The 17341-nt window shown below is 55.3% G+C and carries 20 protein-coding genes; 6 read left to right on the top strand and 14 right to left on the bottom strand.

The window, feature by feature from the left end; genetic code table 11:
* Positions 1 to 6 precede the first annotated feature (6 nt).
* Together K1558_RS03025 and K1558_RS03020 are read right to left on the bottom strand one after the other, a co-directional pair.
* The gene (locus K1558_RS03025) at positions 7 to 1734 is read right to left on the bottom strand and encodes a cache domain-containing sensor histidine kinase (RefSeq protein ID WP_238649875.1); all 1728 of its coding nucleotides are present in this window, start codon (positions 1732 to 1734) and stop codon (positions 7 to 9) included.
* A gap of 111 nt (positions 1735 to 1845) precedes the next feature.
* A complete protein-coding gene (locus K1558_RS03020; protein WP_238649874.1) occupies positions 1846 to 3225 on the bottom strand; it encodes an ABC transporter substrate-binding protein in 1380 nt (459 codons plus the stop codon).
* Between the two features lie 168 nt (positions 3226 to 3393).
* Between K1558_RS03020 and K1558_RS03015 the strand changes: the two genes are divergently transcribed.
* The 3 genes from K1558_RS03015 (at position 3394) to K1558_RS03005 (ending at position 4401) form a co-directional block, all read left to right on the top strand.
* Complete coding sequence (locus K1558_RS03015) at positions 3394 to 3792, top strand: hypothetical protein (RefSeq protein ID WP_238649873.1); 399 nt, start codon at positions 3394 to 3396, stop codon at positions 3790 to 3792.
* An 87-nt stretch (positions 3793 to 3879) separates the two neighbouring features.
* Entirely contained in the window at positions 3880 to 4092 is a 213-nt protein-coding gene (locus K1558_RS03010) for a hypothetical protein (protein ID WP_238649872.1), read from the top strand.
* 3 nt (positions 4093 to 4095) lie between these two features.
* Positions 4096 to 4401, top strand: coding sequence for an HNH endonuclease (locus K1558_RS03005; RefSeq protein ID WP_238649871.1), 306 nt, complete (start codon positions 4096 to 4098; stop codon positions 4399 to 4401).
* Positions 4402 to 4563: 162 nt separating this feature from the next.
* On the opposite strand, the gene K1558_RS03000 is transcribed toward K1558_RS03005, so the two are convergent.
* The 3 genes from K1558_RS03000 to K1558_RS02990 all read right to left on the bottom strand — a co-directional run bounded on the left by K1558_RS03000 (position 4564) and on the right by K1558_RS02990 (position 6333).
* Positions 4564 to 4722 carry a hypothetical protein gene (locus K1558_RS03000; RefSeq protein WP_238649870.1) on the bottom strand — a complete coding sequence of 53 codons (159 nt, stop codon included), beginning with the start codon at positions 4720 to 4722 and terminating at the stop codon, positions 4564 to 4566.
* Positions 4723 to 4925: 203 nt separating this feature from the next.
* The gene (locus tag K1558_RS02995) at positions 4926 to 5294 is read right to left on the bottom strand and encodes a hypothetical protein (RefSeq protein WP_238649869.1); all 369 of its coding nucleotides are present in this window, start codon (positions 5292 to 5294) and stop codon (positions 4926 to 4928) included.
* 37 nt (positions 5295 to 5331) lie between these two features.
* Positions 5332 to 6333, bottom strand: a complete 1002-nt coding sequence (locus K1558_RS02990) for an aldo/keto reductase (RefSeq protein WP_238649868.1) — start codon at positions 6331 to 6333, stop codon at positions 5332 to 5334.
* A 259-nt stretch (positions 6334 to 6592) separates the two neighbouring features.
* Between K1558_RS02990 and K1558_RS02985 the strand changes: the two genes are divergently transcribed.
* The gene (locus K1558_RS02985; protein WP_238649867.1) at positions 6593 to 7264 is read left to right on the top strand and encodes a tetratricopeptide repeat protein; all 672 of its coding nucleotides are present in this window, start codon (positions 6593 to 6595) and stop codon (positions 7262 to 7264) included.
* Between the two features lie 78 nt (positions 7265 to 7342).
* Here K1558_RS02985 and K1558_RS02980 read toward each other — a convergent pair whose 3' ends face one another.
* From K1558_RS02980 to rpiA, 7 genes are all read right to left on the bottom strand, one after another.
* The gene (locus tag K1558_RS02980) at positions 7343 to 8485 is read right to left on the bottom strand and encodes a DUF4179 domain-containing protein (RefSeq protein WP_238649866.1); all 1143 of its coding nucleotides are present in this window, start codon (positions 8483 to 8485) and stop codon (positions 7343 to 7345) included.
* Entirely contained in the window at positions 8482 to 9015 is a 534-nt protein-coding gene (locus K1558_RS02975; protein WP_238649865.1) for a sigma-70 family RNA polymerase sigma factor, read from the bottom strand. Before K1558_RS02975 ends, K1558_RS02980 begins: the two co-directional genes overlap by 4 nt.
* A 201-nt stretch (positions 9016 to 9216) precedes the next feature.
* Positions 9217 to 12375, bottom strand: a complete 3159-nt coding sequence (locus K1558_RS02970; protein ID WP_238649864.1) for an MMPL family transporter — start codon at positions 12373 to 12375, stop codon at positions 9217 to 9219.
* A complete protein-coding gene (locus K1558_RS02965) occupies positions 12372 to 12824 on the bottom strand; it encodes a MarR family winged helix-turn-helix transcriptional regulator (RefSeq protein WP_238649863.1) in 453 nt (150 codons plus the stop codon). The genes K1558_RS02970 and K1558_RS02965 overlap by 4 nt, the downstream gene beginning before the upstream one ends.
* A 153-nt stretch (positions 12825 to 12977) precedes the next feature.
* On the bottom strand, positions 12978 to 13418 hold the full coding sequence (locus tag K1558_RS02960) for a GNAT family N-acetyltransferase (RefSeq protein WP_238649862.1): 441 nt from the start codon (positions 13416 to 13418) through the stop codon (positions 12978 to 12980).
* 51 nt (positions 13419 to 13469) lie between these two features.
* Positions 13470 to 13967 carry a VanZ family protein gene (locus K1558_RS02955; protein WP_238649860.1) on the bottom strand — a complete coding sequence of 166 codons (498 nt, stop codon included), beginning with the start codon at positions 13965 to 13967 and terminating at the stop codon, positions 13470 to 13472.
* A complete protein-coding gene (gene rpiA / locus K1558_RS02950) occupies positions 13951 to 14631 on the bottom strand; it encodes a ribose-5-phosphate isomerase RpiA (RefSeq protein WP_238650019.1) in 681 nt (226 codons plus the stop codon). Before rpiA ends, K1558_RS02955 begins: the two co-directional genes overlap by 17 nt.
* A gap of 108 nt (positions 14632 to 14739) precedes the next feature.
* On the opposite strand from rpiA, the gene K1558_RS02945 reads away from it, so the two are divergent.
* Positions 14740 to 14937 carry a hypothetical protein gene (locus tag K1558_RS02945; protein WP_238649858.1) on the top strand — a complete coding sequence of 66 codons (198 nt, stop codon included), beginning with the start codon at positions 14740 to 14742 and terminating at the stop codon, positions 14935 to 14937.
* A gap of 32 nt (positions 14938 to 14969) precedes the next feature.
* Here K1558_RS02945 and K1558_RS02940 read toward each other — a convergent pair whose 3' ends face one another.
* Together K1558_RS02940 and K1558_RS02935 are read right to left on the bottom strand one after the other, a co-directional pair.
* The gene (locus tag K1558_RS02940; RefSeq protein ID WP_274528336.1) at positions 14970 to 15524 is read right to left on the bottom strand and encodes a macro domain-containing protein; all 555 of its coding nucleotides are present in this window, start codon (positions 15522 to 15524) and stop codon (positions 14970 to 14972) included.
* Positions 15487 to 15951 carry a hypothetical protein gene (locus tag K1558_RS02935; RefSeq protein ID WP_238649857.1) on the bottom strand — a complete coding sequence of 155 codons (465 nt, stop codon included), beginning with the start codon at positions 15949 to 15951 and terminating at the stop codon, positions 15487 to 15489. Before K1558_RS02935 ends, K1558_RS02940 begins: the two co-directional genes overlap by 38 nt.
* 236 nt (positions 15952 to 16187) lie before the next feature.
* Here K1558_RS02935 and fsa point away from each other — a divergent pair, with 236 nt between their 5' ends.
* Complete coding sequence (gene fsa / locus K1558_RS02930; protein WP_238649855.1) at positions 16188 to 16835, top strand: fructose-6-phosphate aldolase; 648 nt, start codon at positions 16188 to 16190, stop codon at positions 16833 to 16835.
* Positions 16836 to 17341: the final 506 nt, after the last annotated feature.

Here is a 17341-nt window from a genome sequence, read left to right as displayed (position 1 = left end):
CCCTTCTCATGTTGGCTGAATCTTCGGTATCCGGATACAGATGGCGGACCCGAAGCCGGGGGACGAGCAGACCATAATGCCATACGGATGGCCGAACCGGATATTCAGGCGCTCATGCACATTCTTCAGTCCCACTCCGCTGTCACTGTACTTCTTGGGATTCGCGCGCTCCTTGTTCCACTGGCTCATCAGCACCGCAAGATCGAAGCCCGGCCCGTTGTCCTTCACAATAATGATGACATCATTACCGTTCTCCTGTGCGCTGACAGTGATGGTGCCCTGCTCGTCCATATGCTCAATTGCGTGATATAGAGCGTTCTCAACGATCGGCTGGACAATCAGCTTCTGCGTCATCACATATTTCAGCGAATCCGGCAGCTCCAGCTGGTACAGGAATTTCTCGCCGAAGCGGAACTTCTGAATATCCAGATAATGGCGGACATGCTCGAACTCCATCTGCAGCGGAATCAGCTCCTGGTTCTGGCTGATGCTGATCCGCAGCAGCCTCCCGAGCGAAATGACCATCCGGCTGATATCCTTGTTGCCCGCAATCACGGCCATCGAGTTAATGGATTCCAGGGAATTATAGATGAAATGCGGATTGATCTGCGCCATCAGCGCCTTCAGCTCCGCCTCCTTCTTGCTGCTCTGCTCCGCCTGGACCTGCTCTATCAGCTCATTGATCTGCGAGCTCATCCGGTTGAAGCCGTCGATCAGCGAATCGCTCTCATCATGGGCACGCAGCGGTACGGCAATCGGCATGAAGATCCCCTGCTTGACGCGCTTCATCCCGTTCACTGCACTGTTAATGATACGGACCAGCCTGCGGATGAAGAACCGGTCAAACAGAAACGCAGACAGCAGCGAGACGACTCCGAGAATGATCGCCAGATTGCGGACGGAAGCCGATTCGGCAGAGATCAGGTTCATCGGCGTGATGGCAGCCAGGTACCAGTCCGAGTTATCGGAAGGGAGGTAGGTGATCAGGGATCTTTTATCCTGATAGTTATCGATGTAATAGTCCTGCTCCTGAACATAATTCTCCTGTAAAAAAGGGAACTCCGTCCATTCCCCGATATGCTCGCCCGACTTGTTGAAGACGATATTGCCCTGCTTGTTCACCAGCAGTATATCCCCTTCTCTCAGCGTAGCCGCCTCCCAGAAGATCTGGTCCAGCAGATCCGGCTTCACGTACACCACCAGATAGCCGATATCCTCCAGCGAATAGAAGTCCTTAATCACCCTGGCCTGAATCAGCACGGGCTTGCCTGCCGCAGCCGAGCCATTCTCGCCGGGACCAGACCAGACGGGACGCCCTTCCGCCCGCTCCATCGCACTGAACCAGGTCTGACGCTCCATCTCTGCAAAAGACATCGGAGCATTATACTGATAGATCAGCCTGTCTTTGCTGTAAATACTGAAGGAAGTTATCATCGGCTGTATGAACAGCAGATTGTTAATCAGTTGCTTATTATCATAGGTCAGCACGAAATTCTGCTGCTTCAGCGCCTGCTGCATTGGCGGCTGGGTGATGGCGGAGTTGGTGGTCGAGGTAATCTCGCTCAGGGCAAACTTCAGCTTCCGGTCGGTCTCCTTCAGGGAGATCCAATAGAAGTTATTGGATTTCTTCTCCATGGCATTCGAGAAATTCACATAGGTAACGATCCCCATGACAATTACCGGAATGAATACAAGGAGAATAATCGCGAGCAAGATTTTGCGGCGGAGCTTCATGTAGGGTACCTTCCTCCTGCTTGTCTCTGTGATGTATTATTCTCCATCCATGACCGGATCTCCTGTCCGGAGCTTGTGCCGAATTCCACCGGAGGACCGCAGGGGCCTGTCTCAACGAATCTCACCTGCCGCTGCAAGTGTACGCGCCCGCTTCACAGCAGAGCGCCATTCCGACGCCGGATCGGCTCCTTTCAACAGTACATGGCTTAGCGCATTCTTGAACAGGGCATCCGTCTCTTCATGCAGCGGCCCGTAATACACCGGCTTCACACGGCTGGCCGCCTTGCCGAATTCTATCCCGGTCTGCTGCCCGCCGAAGAACGCATCACGGAGCGCTGTGAAGGCAGGATCACTATAGAGGGACGGAATGGACGGGATCAGGCCTTGGGAGGAAAAAGCTGCCTGCTGATTCTCCTTGTTCACCAGCCATGCAGTGAAGGCATAAGCTTCCTCCGGGTGCTTGCCTGCCTTCGGAAGCGCCAGATACGAGCCGCCCCAGTTCCCGGCGCCTTCAGCAAGCTGGGCGATTCTCCATTGCCCCGCGGAGTCCGGTGCGCTCTCTTTGAGGGTCCCGGCCAGCCACGCAGGTCCGACCACCGCCGCGAACGCGCCGCTGCGCAGCCCCTGCTCCCACTCCGGCGAGCGGATGTCCGCATAGCTGATCCATCCTGCCTGTATCCCCTCAGCCGTATAGTCATAGGCCCGCTGCACATATGGATTGCTATCACCGAAGAAGGTTCCGTCCGCTTCGCTGTAATAGATTTCATCCACAGACTGGTCGCGCAGCGCATTATAAGTCAAATCCGCTAACCCGGAGAACGATTTGCCGGTCTTCTCCTTCACAGCCTGTGCCGCAGCAGCGAACTTCGTCCATGTATCAATCGATGCACTGAAGCCTTCCGGGTCACCTGGCAGACCAGCGGCTTCGATTAGGTCCTTGCGGTAGAAGACCACCGTAGGCCCGATATCGGCAGGAAGGCCGAGCTGGAAGCTGCCGTCCGCAGACGAAGCTTGTCTCCAGGCCCATTTCAGGTAACCGGCCTGGAGCTCTCTGGCCCTAAGGTCGTTCAGATTATAGAACAGATCCTGCTCTTCAAGGTATTGGTCCACAAGTCCGGCCTCAAGCTGATATATGTCCGGTGCTCCCGAGCCTGCTGCCAGCTTGTCATCCTGCGCCTTGCGGCTATCCGCCTGCAGCACCTGAATGGTTACATTCGGGTGTTCCCGGGTATAAGCACGTGCCAGATCCGCGTAATTTCCTTTATTCAGCGTCCAGAACGTCAGCTCCACCTTCGCTGGCGGCACTGTCTTTGCCCCGGTCTTTGGCTCTGACTCCGCTGCGGCCGCCGCTGCCTGAGGTCCTGCCGCATCCCCGCCTGTATATTCATTTGCGGCAATCGTGCCGCTGGTGTTGTCTGCCCCGCCCGCTGCGAGCGAACCTGTGAGTATGATGGAAGTCAGCGTTAACGTGAGGTATTTCGCCTTTTTCATTCCCCTGTACCCCTCTCAAAGGTTTCTCTTATAGGTTTAAGTGTACCGTAGGGGAATGTTTATTTTTGAGGTGGCATATTGCCGATTTATGGTGGAAATTATTATGATTCGGGATTTACACCGCATACCAGAGGGTAGTAAATTAGTAAATTGAAGGGAGCTGTCAATATGAAGAAATGGAAATACCTGATTGCTCTAGCCATTGTAGTGGTTGCAGGTCTGTTTACTTACGGTTTCATCCAGCGCTCCGGACAGACAGAGGTCGAGGGGCGGTGGGCGTTAAGCTCCGGCGGTGAAGCCTGTTATACCAGCTTCCGGTTCATGAAGAATCCGGTCAACGGGGGCGGCGGCGTCTCTACGGAAGCCACTAACGGCAATGTGGTGGAAATGTCCTATGGCACTTATTCTTATGAGAAGGATGATACGATCGCAATCAAGATTACTAACCGCGATGTCCCGCCCCTCCAGGTCAACGCCTCCAGAACAGAGGACACCCTGACCCTGAAATATGATGTAGAGGGCAAGCAGGCGGTGTGCTCCTATACGCTGAAGAAGACCGGAAAGTGAGATGGATTTGAAGTCCGGGCACGGGTATACTAGTAGAGCACTAGATACTGCAATCATTCTAGATACCTGTAAAGGAGATTTCCCCTCATGCCTATCAACCGCCCTTTGCTGACTGACCGCGACCTGCAGGAAGCGGTGGACCGCAAGCTGCCCGTCCGGGTCTTTCAGGATGACCATCTGGTGAATTCCGGCGCGACCATCGTACGGTTCACGGACACGGATGTGGTGATCCAGTCACGGGTCAGCGATTTAACCTATTATTCCCGTAGCCGCTGCGAATTCTTTGAAGTGCGGGCCTGACCGGTGAAGCCCGCCGCCCCGGATACGTGTGAGCTGTGCGGCCGCTCCCCGCTGGCAACAACTGTGCATCATCTGACGCCCCGCGAGCTTGGCGGCACTCTGCTCGGCACTGTCCTGCTATGCAGGGCCTGCCACCGGCAGATTCATGCGCTCTATACCAACAGCGATCTTGTCGTGCTTGGACTCACGACCCTGGACCGTCTCCGCAGCGATCCGCAGATCGCCGCCTATCTGAGATGGATTCAGAAGCAGCCGCCGGGCGCAGAACCTAAGCTCCGAAAGTCCAAAAGGGTCCGGGGCAGACGCTAGCCGAATTTAATTGCAGTTGAGTGATTACACCGAAAACAGGTGCCCTCCCGTTAAGGAAAGCACCTGTTTTCGGTGTCTGCTATAGTTATGTTACGATTGCTGCTGCGTTATTATCTGCGTATATGCGTGTATTAGTTGCCTATATTAGTCCAATCTCTCAGGTTATTTCTTTTTATCGCCGTAAGCGCTCAGCTTCTCCTCCAGGACATCCTGGAAGCTCTTGGCTTTGTCGTCATGCCGCTGCATCTTGAGCTCGGGCACAGGCTGAGGTCTAAAAAACTTATGATTAAAAGCCATAAGATTATGTACGCTCATACTCATTAAGGTTCAACCTCCCTCCGTCTTTACTCATTTTTGCGTGATTGCGAAGCATCTTATCCCTTATTTAAACCGCTCTTTCCAATCCTAAACAGTTTTTCGCGAAACAACTGGATGATTATGCAAAATAGCGGCCGGCCCGGACTTAAAATAAGTCAGGACCCGCCGCTATCATCATAACTTGCATAATACTTCGTGCTTGGCCGTTATAACGAAAACTCCGTCACGCCTTTCTTGGACGCGTATTTCAGCATATACGTACCATCGCCCCCACCCGCATAAGGCATCGTGGCAATGGAGATACGCGTATAGTCCAGCCTGTGCTCTTTCAGCACTCGTTTGACCAGAGAGATTGCACGTTGTTCGTCCGTCACGACACAGAATAGGTTAAGCACATATTTAGCCGGATCTGCCACGCTTCTGCCCATATCATAACCATCTACATAGCCCAACTCAGCCTCTTCCAGAAAAAGGTTCAAGTATTCCGTTACCTTGCTTCTCAGCCATTCATCACGCTGGCTGCCCTTGGCACTCTTTAGGGGATACTGCACCACCAGCCAGTACTTTTCACTCATTCGTTCGGTTCACCACCCGATTACAGGTTATTACCGGTCACTTCTTCAGGGCTGCCCAGGAGGCCTCATTCAGCAGCTCCAGCTCCTCCGGCTGCAGCCGGAAGGTCATGGCGCCGACATTCTCGCGGGCATGGCGGGCCTTGGAAGCGCCGGGAATGGCAACTACGGTGTCGCCATGATAATGAATCAGCCAGTTCAGTGCGACTTGGCCGGGCGTGGCTTCGTATTTGTCAGCCAGCGCAGTCAGGGAAGCAATTAGCGGCCTACTGCGGGCCAAACTCTTGTCATCCAGGCCGGACATCAGCCGCCGGGACCGCGACACGGCCGCCACCTGCGAAGGATCATGATGGAAGCGGCCGGTCAGAATCCCCTGCTCAAGCGGGGAATAGGCAATGATCGAGATGCCCAGCTCCTTGGCCGCCGCCATGGTCCCGTTCCGGTCGATTCTCCGGTCCAGCAAATTGTATTTGACCTGGTTGGAGACGAGGCTGAGGCCGTAAGTGCCTAACAACCGGTGCGCCTCCGTCATCTGCTTGGCCGAGTAGTTGCTCACTCCGACATAACGGATTTTGCCGGCCTGCACCAATCCGGCCATCGCCTTCATCTCGCTGGCAATGGAGGATAATGAGAACGGCTGATGGATCTGGTACAGATCGATGTCTCTTCCGCCCAATGCAGCAATGCGCTCATCAATCGTTGCGGTAATGGAGCCTGCGGTGCGCAGCATTGGCCACCACTTGGTCGCAATCAGGGGAGCGGCGTGGGGGCTGCCTTCCTGAGCGAGCTGATCCAGCACATGGGCCAGGGCCTGCTCCGATTTGCCGCCGCCGTATATCTCAGCTGTATCTACCCAATTCATGCCGCCCTCAAGACTGACCCGCACAATCTCCAGAATATCCGCGTCGCTGAGATTGCTCCAGTACCGGCCTACGATACCGCTTCCCCGGCTGAACTGCCAGCAGCCAAGGCCAAGCGGAGATACAGACAATTCGGACTGGCCCAGCAGGCGCAGCCTGACTTCACTCGCAAGTGTCTTCATTATTCTTCCTTCTCTCAGCAGATTAGTGGAATACAGCATTCTCATACAAGCTATTATAGCTAATACGAGCATCTGGCTGTATCCACAGCTTAAGACTTGCCCCGGCGGGCTGTCAAATCCGGCAGAACGTCCCGGCAGAAGCCTTCTTACGTTTTTGGGCATGGCCTTGAAAAAGGCGGATATGGTATAATTGCCCTGCTGCCTATCCGCCGCAGGAAGCTCAACTGTACATAACTGTAATGGAGGGAATTTATTATTCATGATGAAATTTATCGGTTTCCTGCTGCTGTACCGGCTGCTCGGTAACCCTTTTCTCGCGCTAATCATTCTGCTCGTCGTTCTCTATTTCCTGGACCGCCGTTATGTCGGCCTTCTCCCCAGCTTGGGCAAGCCCTTCCGGCGCAGCCGCCAGATGTCTAAGCTGCGGACGACCATTGCCCAGAACCCGAACGATGTAACCGCGAGGTTCGATCTGGCCCGGCTGCTGATTGAGCGCAAGCGCTACAGCGAAGCCAAGGAGCTGCTGACGGCCATCGCCGACCGTTACGAGACCTCTGCGGAGTATTGGGTGGAGCTGGGTTATGCCAACCTGAAGCTGGGGCAGCTTCCCGAAGGCGAAGCCCAGATGCTCAAGGGTCTGGACATCAACCGCCGGGCGCAATACGGGCAGCCATACCTCCGTCTTGCCGAGACCTTCCGCCATACCGACCAGGACAAGGCGCTGCACTATGTGAGCCAGTTCCAGGAGATCCAGTCCTCCTCCAGCGAAGCCTATTATCTGGCCGGTTCCATGTACAAGGCGCTGGGCCGGACGGAGGATGCCAAGCTGGCGTTTAACGAATCGCTGGCCGTCTACCGTTCGCTGCCCAAGTATAAAAAACGCCAGGAACGCGGCTGGGCGCTGCGCAGTTATTTCGCGAAGCTGCGTTGAAGAGGCGTACTGACTTAGGTTATTAACCGCAACACCCTCCGGCTGCTGCATATTGCAGTGGCCGGAGGGTGTTTTATTTTAGGGTATAGGAACGGTCATCTCCAGCTCGGGAATGTACTTGTCCCCACCCTTTAATGTAACATAAGACTTAATAATTACATACTTCGGCCTATGCTCAAAAGGTTCAAAGACCATGCTGTGCGAGAACGTATCCCCTTCACCGCTGCCGCCGCCGCTAACAAGAACAGCCTTTTTCCCTTGATCATCCCACAGCTCGAACCCGATCATTAAAATCCCCATATTCTTGTATTTATCTGGAATGGCTTCCTCAATCGCCTTGAGATCCGCGCCAGGTTCTCCTTTAACTTCGGTTAGCAGACGGGTTGACGTCTGGCTAAGTTCCAGCCGTGTGTAACGGAGATGGATATGATCATGTACCTTGGTCTCTCCAGGGCCAAGCACAAGGTCACCCAGCGTATTTTTGCTAACGGGAAACTCAAAGCGGAATTTCTCATCCATTCCATCAATAAGAACTAACATAGTGAGGTCAAACTGGTCAGGGATTTGTAAATTCGCTCCATCCAGTGCTGTAACAATGATAGAGTCAGGTGCGCCTCTACCTCCCCGGGCAAACCCGTATCCGGTGTTGACCTTTACTCCGTTCACTATAAACTCGATGTTATTTATTCCTCCCGCCGGCTGCCCTCTTCGGGTCAGTAAATCCCACCAGTCCTCCTTTTTTTGATCCTCCTTTGCCTGGACACGGGTAAGCACCACCGAAAAGCGGCTTCCGTCATACATTTGTTCCGACACCCTGAGGGTCATGCCATCTAGAGTAACGGTCTGCTCCACATTTGTGGTTAACCCTGCTTCATTGGCTTTTCGCAGCCCGGCATCTCCTGCAAGCTGGAATACGCTTGACATGAACGGCAGCTGCTTCAAGGTCTCTGCCATGGCCGGGGAGATGAATCCCAGGCTTATCAGAAGCACCAGTCCTCCGGCCACAGCTGCTGCACTGATCATCACCCGGGACAGCCACCGGGGTATTCTTTTGCGTCTGAGCGTCTCCTGAGGCTCTGAAGCTGCCTCCAAGCTCGCCTCATCCTTTCCACTGATGATCCGGTAAGTCTCTTCCATCCGCAGATGCACAAGCTCCGGCAGTTCAGGAAGAGTCTCTTCCTGAAGGTCTGCCAGTCTGCTCTCCAACCGCTGCTGGCTCATCCGTTCACCTTCCTTTCCACAGGTTGCTCCAGGAATTGCTGTAACGTCTTTCGGGCGCGGTGCAGCCTGGTCTTGACCGCACTCTCTGACAGCTCAAGCAGCCCGGCAATCTCCTGCACGGTCAGCCCCTGATAATAATGCAGCTTAACAATGGTCCCTGATATCTCTTCGAGCCTGCCAATGGCCTGGCGCAGATCCAGCTCTTCTGCGGACGAAGGGCTGGCTTGTACACTCTCCGGCGGATTGGACATGACGACTACCCGCTCCCGTCTGCGCAGAATCATATTGCATTCGTTAATCAGAATCCGAAACAGCCATGTGTTGAAATAAGCCGCTTCCTTCAGTCCTGAGATGGCTTTAAAAGCTTTCAGTACCGTCTCTTGCATCGCATCCGCACAATCCTCATCACTTCTGACCATGGACTTGGCCACGCTGTACATCCGCCGCTCCCGGCTCTTCACCAGTTGGATGAAGACCTCGCTGTCGCCCGCCTGGGCCCGCCTGACCAGATCCTCTTGTCCGGTGTCCAAAGTTGATTGCCTCCCTTCTACCGGGAAGCTGCCGCATCCCATTCAGTGCTTTTTTTCATATACACTTTAGATGATGTACAAGACGATATGGTTACATCGGCATGGTGATTTTTTATTTTTTCTTTGTAAACAGCCAAAGAGCAGGTCCCAGATAACCGGGAAGCCTGCTCTCTTTTGTTGCATCTCTAGTAATGCAAAACGTCACATATCAAGCGATTTAGGCTGGTCCTCGCCAGCCCCGGGTGTGAACGGCCACCAGTTGGCCCGCCCGAACATCCGCACCATCACCGGCACGAAGAACGGCAGGAACACCAGGGCGAACAGCGCCAGACCGGACAGTACAACCGTGGCAATCTGCATCATCGACAGTACCCCGGACGGGTACATCGAGGCGAAGGTGCCGCCCAGGATGATTACGGCGGACAGAATGACCGTTCCCATGTTGCGCATAGCATGAAGGATCGCTTCACGCACATCCCAGGTCTTGTTCTCATTGAAGCGGTCCATCAGGAAGATGCTGTAGTCTACCCCGAGGGCAATCAGCATGACGAAGCTGAAGAACGGCGTCGTCCAAGTGATGCCCGAGTAGTTCAGCAGATGTACGAAGATCGCTTCGGTGATGCCAAGCGCCGTGAAATACGTAATTAACAACGAAACGATGACATACAGCGGCATAATCAGTGAGCGGAACAGCACCACCAGGATGAGAAGAATACCGCCCAGCATCAGAATCACGGTACGCGTATAGTCCTTATTGGAGATCTGCTGAAGATCATTGTAAGTGCTGGTCACACCGCTCATGGCGATTTCAGCATTCTCCAGCTTAGTGCCTGCGACCGCACGGTCCACCGCAGCCTGAATCTGCGGAACACTGTCAATGGCCTCTGAGCTGTATGGATTTCCGGCAAAAACAACATCCAGCGTCATGACCTTGCGGTCTCCCGACAGATAGTTGTCGAAGACCTGCTGAATGCCCTGGGCTTCCAGTGCTTCCGCCGGTACGAAGAACCCGCTCAGCTCATCGTCCTTGAGCGCCTCAATCTGCTTGAGATAATCCTGTGCAGAGCTGAGGCCGCCGGTGATCTGGCCCAGACCGTCCGCGCTCTGCGTAAGTCCGTCCGTCAGCTTGCCGAGCTGTCCGCTAAGCTCGCCGAAGCCGTCGGCAAGCTGCTTCTGGCCGCCCTGCAGCTGATCCAGCCCGCTTGTGATGGACGGAATCTTGCCGACAATCTGCCCCTGGCCGTCAGCAGCCTGATTGAGGCCGGATTGCAGCTGGCCGATACCGGCTACAAGCTGGTTCAGGCCCTTCGCCAGCGCCGCCTGCCCTGCGGCTGCCTTGGCATAGCCGGCATTGGCCTCCGTCAATCCGGCCGCAACACCGCTTAACTGGTCCGAGATCTGGCCCAGTCCGCCTGCCAGCTTGGCAGCGCCGGCGCCGCTCTGGGTGACCGTGCCCTTGATGGTCTGGTAATTCACATCCTGCTGCAGCTCGGGATGGGCGGCTTCCAGTCCCGTGAACGCGCCGCCCAGACCGGTAAGTGCATCTGCCACGGACTGAAGCTGAGTCTTGAGTCCGCTCAGCCCGCCATCCAGCGCGGTCAGCCCGCTGCCGATCTTCTTGTAGCCCTCAAGCAGGGCCGCATTCGCATCGGCCAGCTGCTTCGCGCTGGCCGCCGCCTGCGACAGGCCCGCCTTAATCTCGCCGGCTCCGGCGGAGCCGCTGCGGATGCCGCGTTCGATCTTCGTCAGCCCGTCGCCCAGTGCAGCAATGCCTTTCTTCAGCTCGGCCGTTCCTTCGGTCAGCTTTGCGCTGCCTGAGGCGGCTTCTGCCAGCTTCGGCCCGTTGTCCTTCAGCTGCTTGCTCGCTTCGCTCAGCCCGTTCTGAATTTTGGTTAAGCCTTCATTGCTCTGATCCAGACCGTCAGCTAAGGTAGCGACCTGGGTTGGGATCAGGAAGTCATTGATCTGCTCCCCGGTCGGCCGCGACATGCTGCGTACCGCCTTAACGCCATCTACCTTTTCCAGCTCACGGCTGATTTTCTCAGCGAGGCCTATATATTCCGCATTATCCATCCGGTCATCGTTCTTGATGACAATCTTGCCCGGCATGGATTCCCCTGGACCGAAGCTGTCGGCGATGATATTGAACCCTTTGACCGACGCGTAGTTCGGCCCGATCTCATCCATGCTGTTGAAGCTCAGCTTCCCGCTGTAGGTCAGCAGGAACGGTACAACAATTGCTGCCACAATCAGCAGCGCAGCCCAGGGACGCTTCAGCGAGAACGAGCCTGCTGCCCCCCAGAGCCGGCTCTCGCTATGCTCCAGCTTGCCGCGCGACGGCCAGAACAGCTTGGGACCGAGCACCGCCATGAAGAACGGAACGACCGTCACCAGCGCCAGCAGCATCACCGCGATGCCAACCGCCACCGCCACTGCAGATCGGTAGAGCATGAACTGCGACAGGCCGATCGCCACGAAGCCGACGAAGACCGCGAGTCCCGAGAAGAAGACCGTTTTGCCTGCATTGCGGTAAGTAGCGATAATGGCGCTCTTGGTATCCTCAGACTGAACCAGCTCCTCCTTGAACCGGCTGATCAGCAGGATACAGTAGTCGGTACCGATCCCGAACATAACGGCAACCATGAAGATCTGGGTGAAGGTGGACAGCGGGAAATCGAACCGGTCCACCAGGAAGGCCACCACCGACTGGGACACGATATAACTAAGCCCCACCGTGAGCAGCGGCACAAACGGAGCCACGAACGAGCGGAACACCACGAACAGAATCAGGAGGATGAATACAACGGTGATATACTCCGATTTCTTGAGCCCGGCCTCCGAGCTGGCAATCGTATCCTCCGTAATCAGTCCTTCACTGGTCATATAATGCTCTGCAGTGACCTTATCCAGCAGTGCAGCCGTCTTTGCCGGCAGTTCCTTAACCGCCTCTTCCCCGCCCTTAACCGACAAAGCGACCATAATTGTCTTGCCGTCCTTGGCGATCAGCGTATCCTTAAGCTCAGGCTGTGCGAACGGATCAGTCACTGTGCTGATCTTCAGGGCGTCCTTCTCCCCGGCCAATTGCTCAATTCCTTGCTTAATGCTCTCAGTGTCAGCGTCCGTCAAGCCCTCCGGCTTATGAAACACCAGCGCCACCTGATGCACCGTCTCCCCGTCCTTGGCGGCCGCCACCTCCTTCATGATCTCAGCAGCTCTTGAAGAGGAATAACCTGCCGGAACGGAGATTTGCCCCTTCTCGCGTACCAGCTCTGACATCGGCGGGGCACTCAGGAATAACCCAACCGCCACCGCCAGCCATACCGCAATAATCACCCATTTTGCCTTCAGAATCGTTCTCAATTACTTCGCCCTCCCGGTTCCTGCATCAGAAATGCCAGCTTCTCAAACATCACAACGAAATGCTCAATATCCTTATTATCGAAATGGAACAGATACGGGGAGATCAGCTCATGCATCTGCTTCTGAGAGGTCTCATACACATTCTTCCCCCGCTCCGTCATTGTCAGGTACACCTGCCTCCGGTCATTCTCATCCCGGGTCCGCTGAATCATGCCCGCTTCATCCAGCCGGTTGATGATCGCTGTGATCGAGCTTTTGCCTACCGCCACAGCCTCGGCCAGATAGGTGGAGGTGCATTTCTCCTGCCCGCCAATCAGCCTGAGAATGCGGAATTGATCCGAGGTCAGGCCTTCTCCAAAAATATCCCGGAGCCGCGAGTTGATCTGCCTGGTAACGACCATATAAGCCTCTACGTAGCGGTTAATCCATTCCTCTGCATCTTTTCTCAAAGCCGGTTCCTCCTTCCGTCCTTATAGTTCACGTGTAGAACTGTTTCACAGTAAAACTATATTGTCCTTTTCTGCAAAAGTCAATTGAATTTTCGGCATAAAAAAACAGCCACCCTGCACCATTAAGTGCGGAGTAGCTGCTCCATTCATTTTTTACTCGTCGTCCTCTGACTCCTCCACTTCGTACACACAGCGGAACAGCTCAATACCGGCGGCATTCTCGCCCAGGCTGTACACCATGAACCCCAGGCTGCGGTAAAAGTCGGCGGCGGTCTCGTCTTCCGTCTCAGCCACCACATAACGCGGCTGACGGGCGGTCAGCAGCTCCAGAATCATCCCCCGGGCATACCCCTTACCCCGGTTCTCCGGCAGCACTGCGATATGACGAATATCGAGCGATCCATCCTCCGTCTCTTCATAGCCGGTAATCCCGACCAGCAGGCCTTCCTCTTCCCAGCCGCAGAGCTGCAGGGCAGGGAGCTCCTTGTACTCTGCCGAAGCGCGCTCCAGCGCCTCCGGGTCATCCATCACCGCATAGCCCAGCAGCTCGTTCACCTCAGGTGTTGCTGCCAGCGGCTTAATATCGATTAACATTGATTAATTCCTCCATTCACCTTGTGGATCCCTGTACCCTAACGGCAACCGCTAACCCCTCACCAGCCGCAGCAGCACGTAACCGGCCCATACACCCAGCAGATTCAGTAGCAGGTCATCAATATCCAGGCTCCCGACATGCAGGACCATCTGCAGCAGCTCCAGCAGCATGATGCATAGCGCAGACAGCACCGTTAGCCGGAGCCAGGAATAATAACGCGGTGCAGCCAGCGGGAGCAGCAGGCCTACAGGCGCAAACACCGCTACATTCCCCAGCAGATTGACCATCCGGTTCGCATACGACACGCCGTTACTCATGTCAAAATACAAACGCACGGTGCGAAGCGGCTCCAGGTTGTACCGGAGCGGGCCATCGAGCTGCATCGTCCGTCCGAAGCCGAGGAACATCCAATAGAGCAGCATGGCACTGTAAGCAGTCAGCAGCAAGCCGGCACAAAAACGCCGTCCCGGCGATAACATATGCTTGCCCGCCGGGGCGGCTGCCCTCCCCTTCCGGCTCCGGGTACGCGGATTAGCGATCTCCGCCACCTTCAACAATCTCGATAGTGCCGTCGCTTTTGCCGATAATCGCTATGCTGGCTATACCGATGAAGAGGCCGTGCTCCACGACGCCCGGAATACGCTGGAGGGACAACGCCAGCTCCGGCGCTGAGGCGATGGCTCCGAAATGGCAATCCGCTATGTAATTGCCGTTATCCGTCTTGTACAGTCCATCCCCGCTGCGCCGCAGCTCCGGTTTACAGCCGAGCTTGGCCAGATCAGCAACCGTCCACTCCCAGGCGAACGGGACAATCTCGACCGGCAGAGGGAACTTGCCGAGTGTACTGACCGCCTTGCTCTCATCGGCGATAACAATCATCCGGTCGCTGCCCATCGCGACAATCTTCTCGCGCAGCAGTGCGCCGCCGCCGCCCTTGATGAGCTGCAGCTCACCGTCCAGCTCGTCCGCACCGTCGATGGTCAGATCCAGGCGGTCCACCTCGCCGAAGGAGACGAGCGGAATGCCCAGCTCCCGGGCCTGATCCTCGGACGCCTGGGAGGTGGCTACAGCAGTTATCTGCAAGCCGCCGCTAACCCGCTCCCCCAGCTTTTGAATAGCCCAATACGCTGTTGAGCCTGTACCAAGCCCCACCCTCATGCCGTCCTGCACATACTCTACGGCCTTCTCGGCAGCCAGCTGTTTCACATTGATACTCATTTTATTCCCTCCAAATTATCCGGTATAATGGATGAAGCAAGCGACGGCCAAGCCGTCCCGTTGGTAATACAATTTGCAAATTGCCTGTCAGGAGGAACCCGGATGAGAACCGAGAACCAGATTCAGTCCAAAATCAACGAAATGACGCTTCAGCGCAGATCGCTGGAGTCGCGGCTTGCCGCCTTGCCGGGAGATGACCCGCAGCGTGCGGGCCTGGAGGTCCAGCTGACCCGGGTACAGGACATGGTCCTGATGCTTGAATGGGTACTGAACGCACCCGTAGGCAAATACCACGCGTGAGTCCCGGCTGCTGCCAGTGATGTACTCCCTGCTTAGCTGTAAGCCTCTAATTCCGCACGGTACAGCTCGGCGTTATCCTGCTCGAAGCACACGAAGTCAATCCGCCGCAGTGTCAGCTCTGCCGGGTCCTTCCCGCGCACATATTGAATGACGGAATCCAGCGCTGTCCGGCAGGCCAGCTCCTTCGGGAAGTTATAGATCCCGGTGCTGATATTCGGAAAAGCCAGACTCTGCACCCCCTGGGCGCAAGCCAGATCCAGACTGCTCTGGTAGCATCTGGACAGCACCACTGCTTCTCCGGCGGAGCCGCCCTTCCAGATCGGTCCGACCGTATGTATCACGCCGCGAAAATGCAGCAGGCCCGCACTGGTCAGCGCCGCTTCACCAGGGAGAATGCCGCCCTGCCTGCAGCGGATTTCGGCGCATTCTTCAGCAATCCGCGGGCCGCCGGCCCGGTGGATCGCCCCGTCCACCCCTCCGCCTCCGTACAGACCGGAGTTCGAAGCATTCACAATCATCTCGCCATTCCAGGCGGTAATGTCGCCTTGTTCAACCGTCAGAACGATCCTGTTGACGGTGATCTGCATGTTCTGCCTCCTCCCTCGCCGCAGCCTCCAGCGCCTGGATCAATTCCTTCTCTCCCGTGTAGACAGCGTTATCAGCAAAAGCTGCTACCTTCAGCAGGCCTCCCTGAAGCGCGGCCTGGCGGAGAATGCCCAGCATATAATGCTGCGCCTCGGATAAAGCCATTTCGCCTGTACCGGCGGCGACCCTGCACAAGGCGCGGACGGCTTCCGCTCCGCCCTCACCTGCCGTGAACTGAAACAGCGGAACCGCTGCCGGCAGCTCCGTCTCCGGGGTGAAGCTCTGATTATAGACGGAATACATCCGCTTGCCGGTATGCGGTCTCGATGCCTCCGTCTTCTGCTCAGCGAGGATTCTGCTGTTCTGGTATGCGATGATTCCGGCGGCCAGCAGCAGAAACAGCACGGCGCCTGCAAGTATAGTAAACATTATTTTCACCAGCCAATCGCCTGTTATGAAACCATACCGCTTCTATATTATCATGGAATTATGCCCGGCAGAAGTAGCCCGTGATGCGTCATGCTGCGAAAATGAGTTTTACTGCCGGTCCATAAAGTTATTTTGAGATATTCAAATTAACAGTTGAAACTTGACCTGGCATGTCTCATAATGAAGTGGAGCCTGCTGTTTGTCAATCCATACGAAATCAAGGGAGGATTCTGGAAATGAAGTTTTTCTTGGATACCGGAAATATTGAGGAAATCAAACGCATCACCCGCCTCGGTTTAGTGGATGGCGTAACGACGAACCCGTCGCTGATCGCCAAGGAAGGCAGATTGTTTAAGGATGTCATCAAGGAGATCGTAGCTATCGTTCCCGGTCCTGTCAGCGCCGAAGTTATCGGGCTTAAGGCCGAAGAGATGCTGAAGGAAGCCTACGAGATCGCAGAATGGGCTCCGAACGTGGTTATCAAGCTGCCAATGACCGAAGATGGCCTGGAAGCCTGCTATGAATTGACCAAGAAAGGCATCAAAACCAACGTAACCCTCATCTTCTCCGCGGCACAGGGCCTCATGGCAGCCAAGGCAGGAGCTACTTATATCAGTCCGTTCGTCGGACGTCTTGATGATATCGGTGTAGACGGCATGAAGCTGATCAAGGAACTGAAGACGATTCTGGCCAACTATGACCTGAAGTCCGAGATCATCGCCGCCAGTATCCGCAACATCGCCCATGTGGAGCAGGCCGCCCTCGCCGGCGCGCATATCGCTACTATCCCGGGCACCCTGCTGCCTTCCCTCTGGAAGCACCCGCTGACCGACAACGGAATCGAGCGGTTCCTGAAGGACTGGGAGACTGTTCCGAAGGCTTAAGCACACTTTATCTGATTACTGATTTCCCAAGCCCCTTGCCGCTTCTGCGGAGAGGGGCTTTTTGATGTGCAGGCAAGTAATATGTGTGTGAAAAACCGATCACATTTCGCTCACACGATGGTACTTGAACGGATGTAGTCGAAAAACCGATTACATTTTGCTCGCACGATGATACTTGGCCGGATGTAGTCGAAAAACCGATTACATTTCGCTCGCACGATGACACTTGGCTGGATATAGTCGAAAAACCGATCACATTTCGCTCACACGATGACACTTGGCTGGATATAATCGAAAAACCGATTACATTTTGCTCGCACGATGATACTTGGCCGGATGTAGTCGGAAAACCGATCACATTTCGCTCACATGATGATACTTGGACGGATGTAGTCGAAAAACCGATTTCATTTCCCTCGCACGATGACACTTGGCTGGATATAGTCGAAAAACCGATTATATTTGATGCGCAGGAACGGTACTTGGGACTCTACCTTTTACTTTCC

Origin of the sequence: Paenibacillus piscarius, from assembly GCF_022234545.1 — a bacterium.
In the GTDB taxonomy this organism is placed as follows: domain Bacteria; phylum Bacillota; class Bacilli; order Paenibacillales; family Paenibacillaceae; genus Paenibacillus_AQ; species Paenibacillus_AQ piscarius.
The sequence above is the reverse complement of the archived record's forward strand: the minus strand, read 5'-3'. Positions and strand labels throughout refer to the sequence as shown.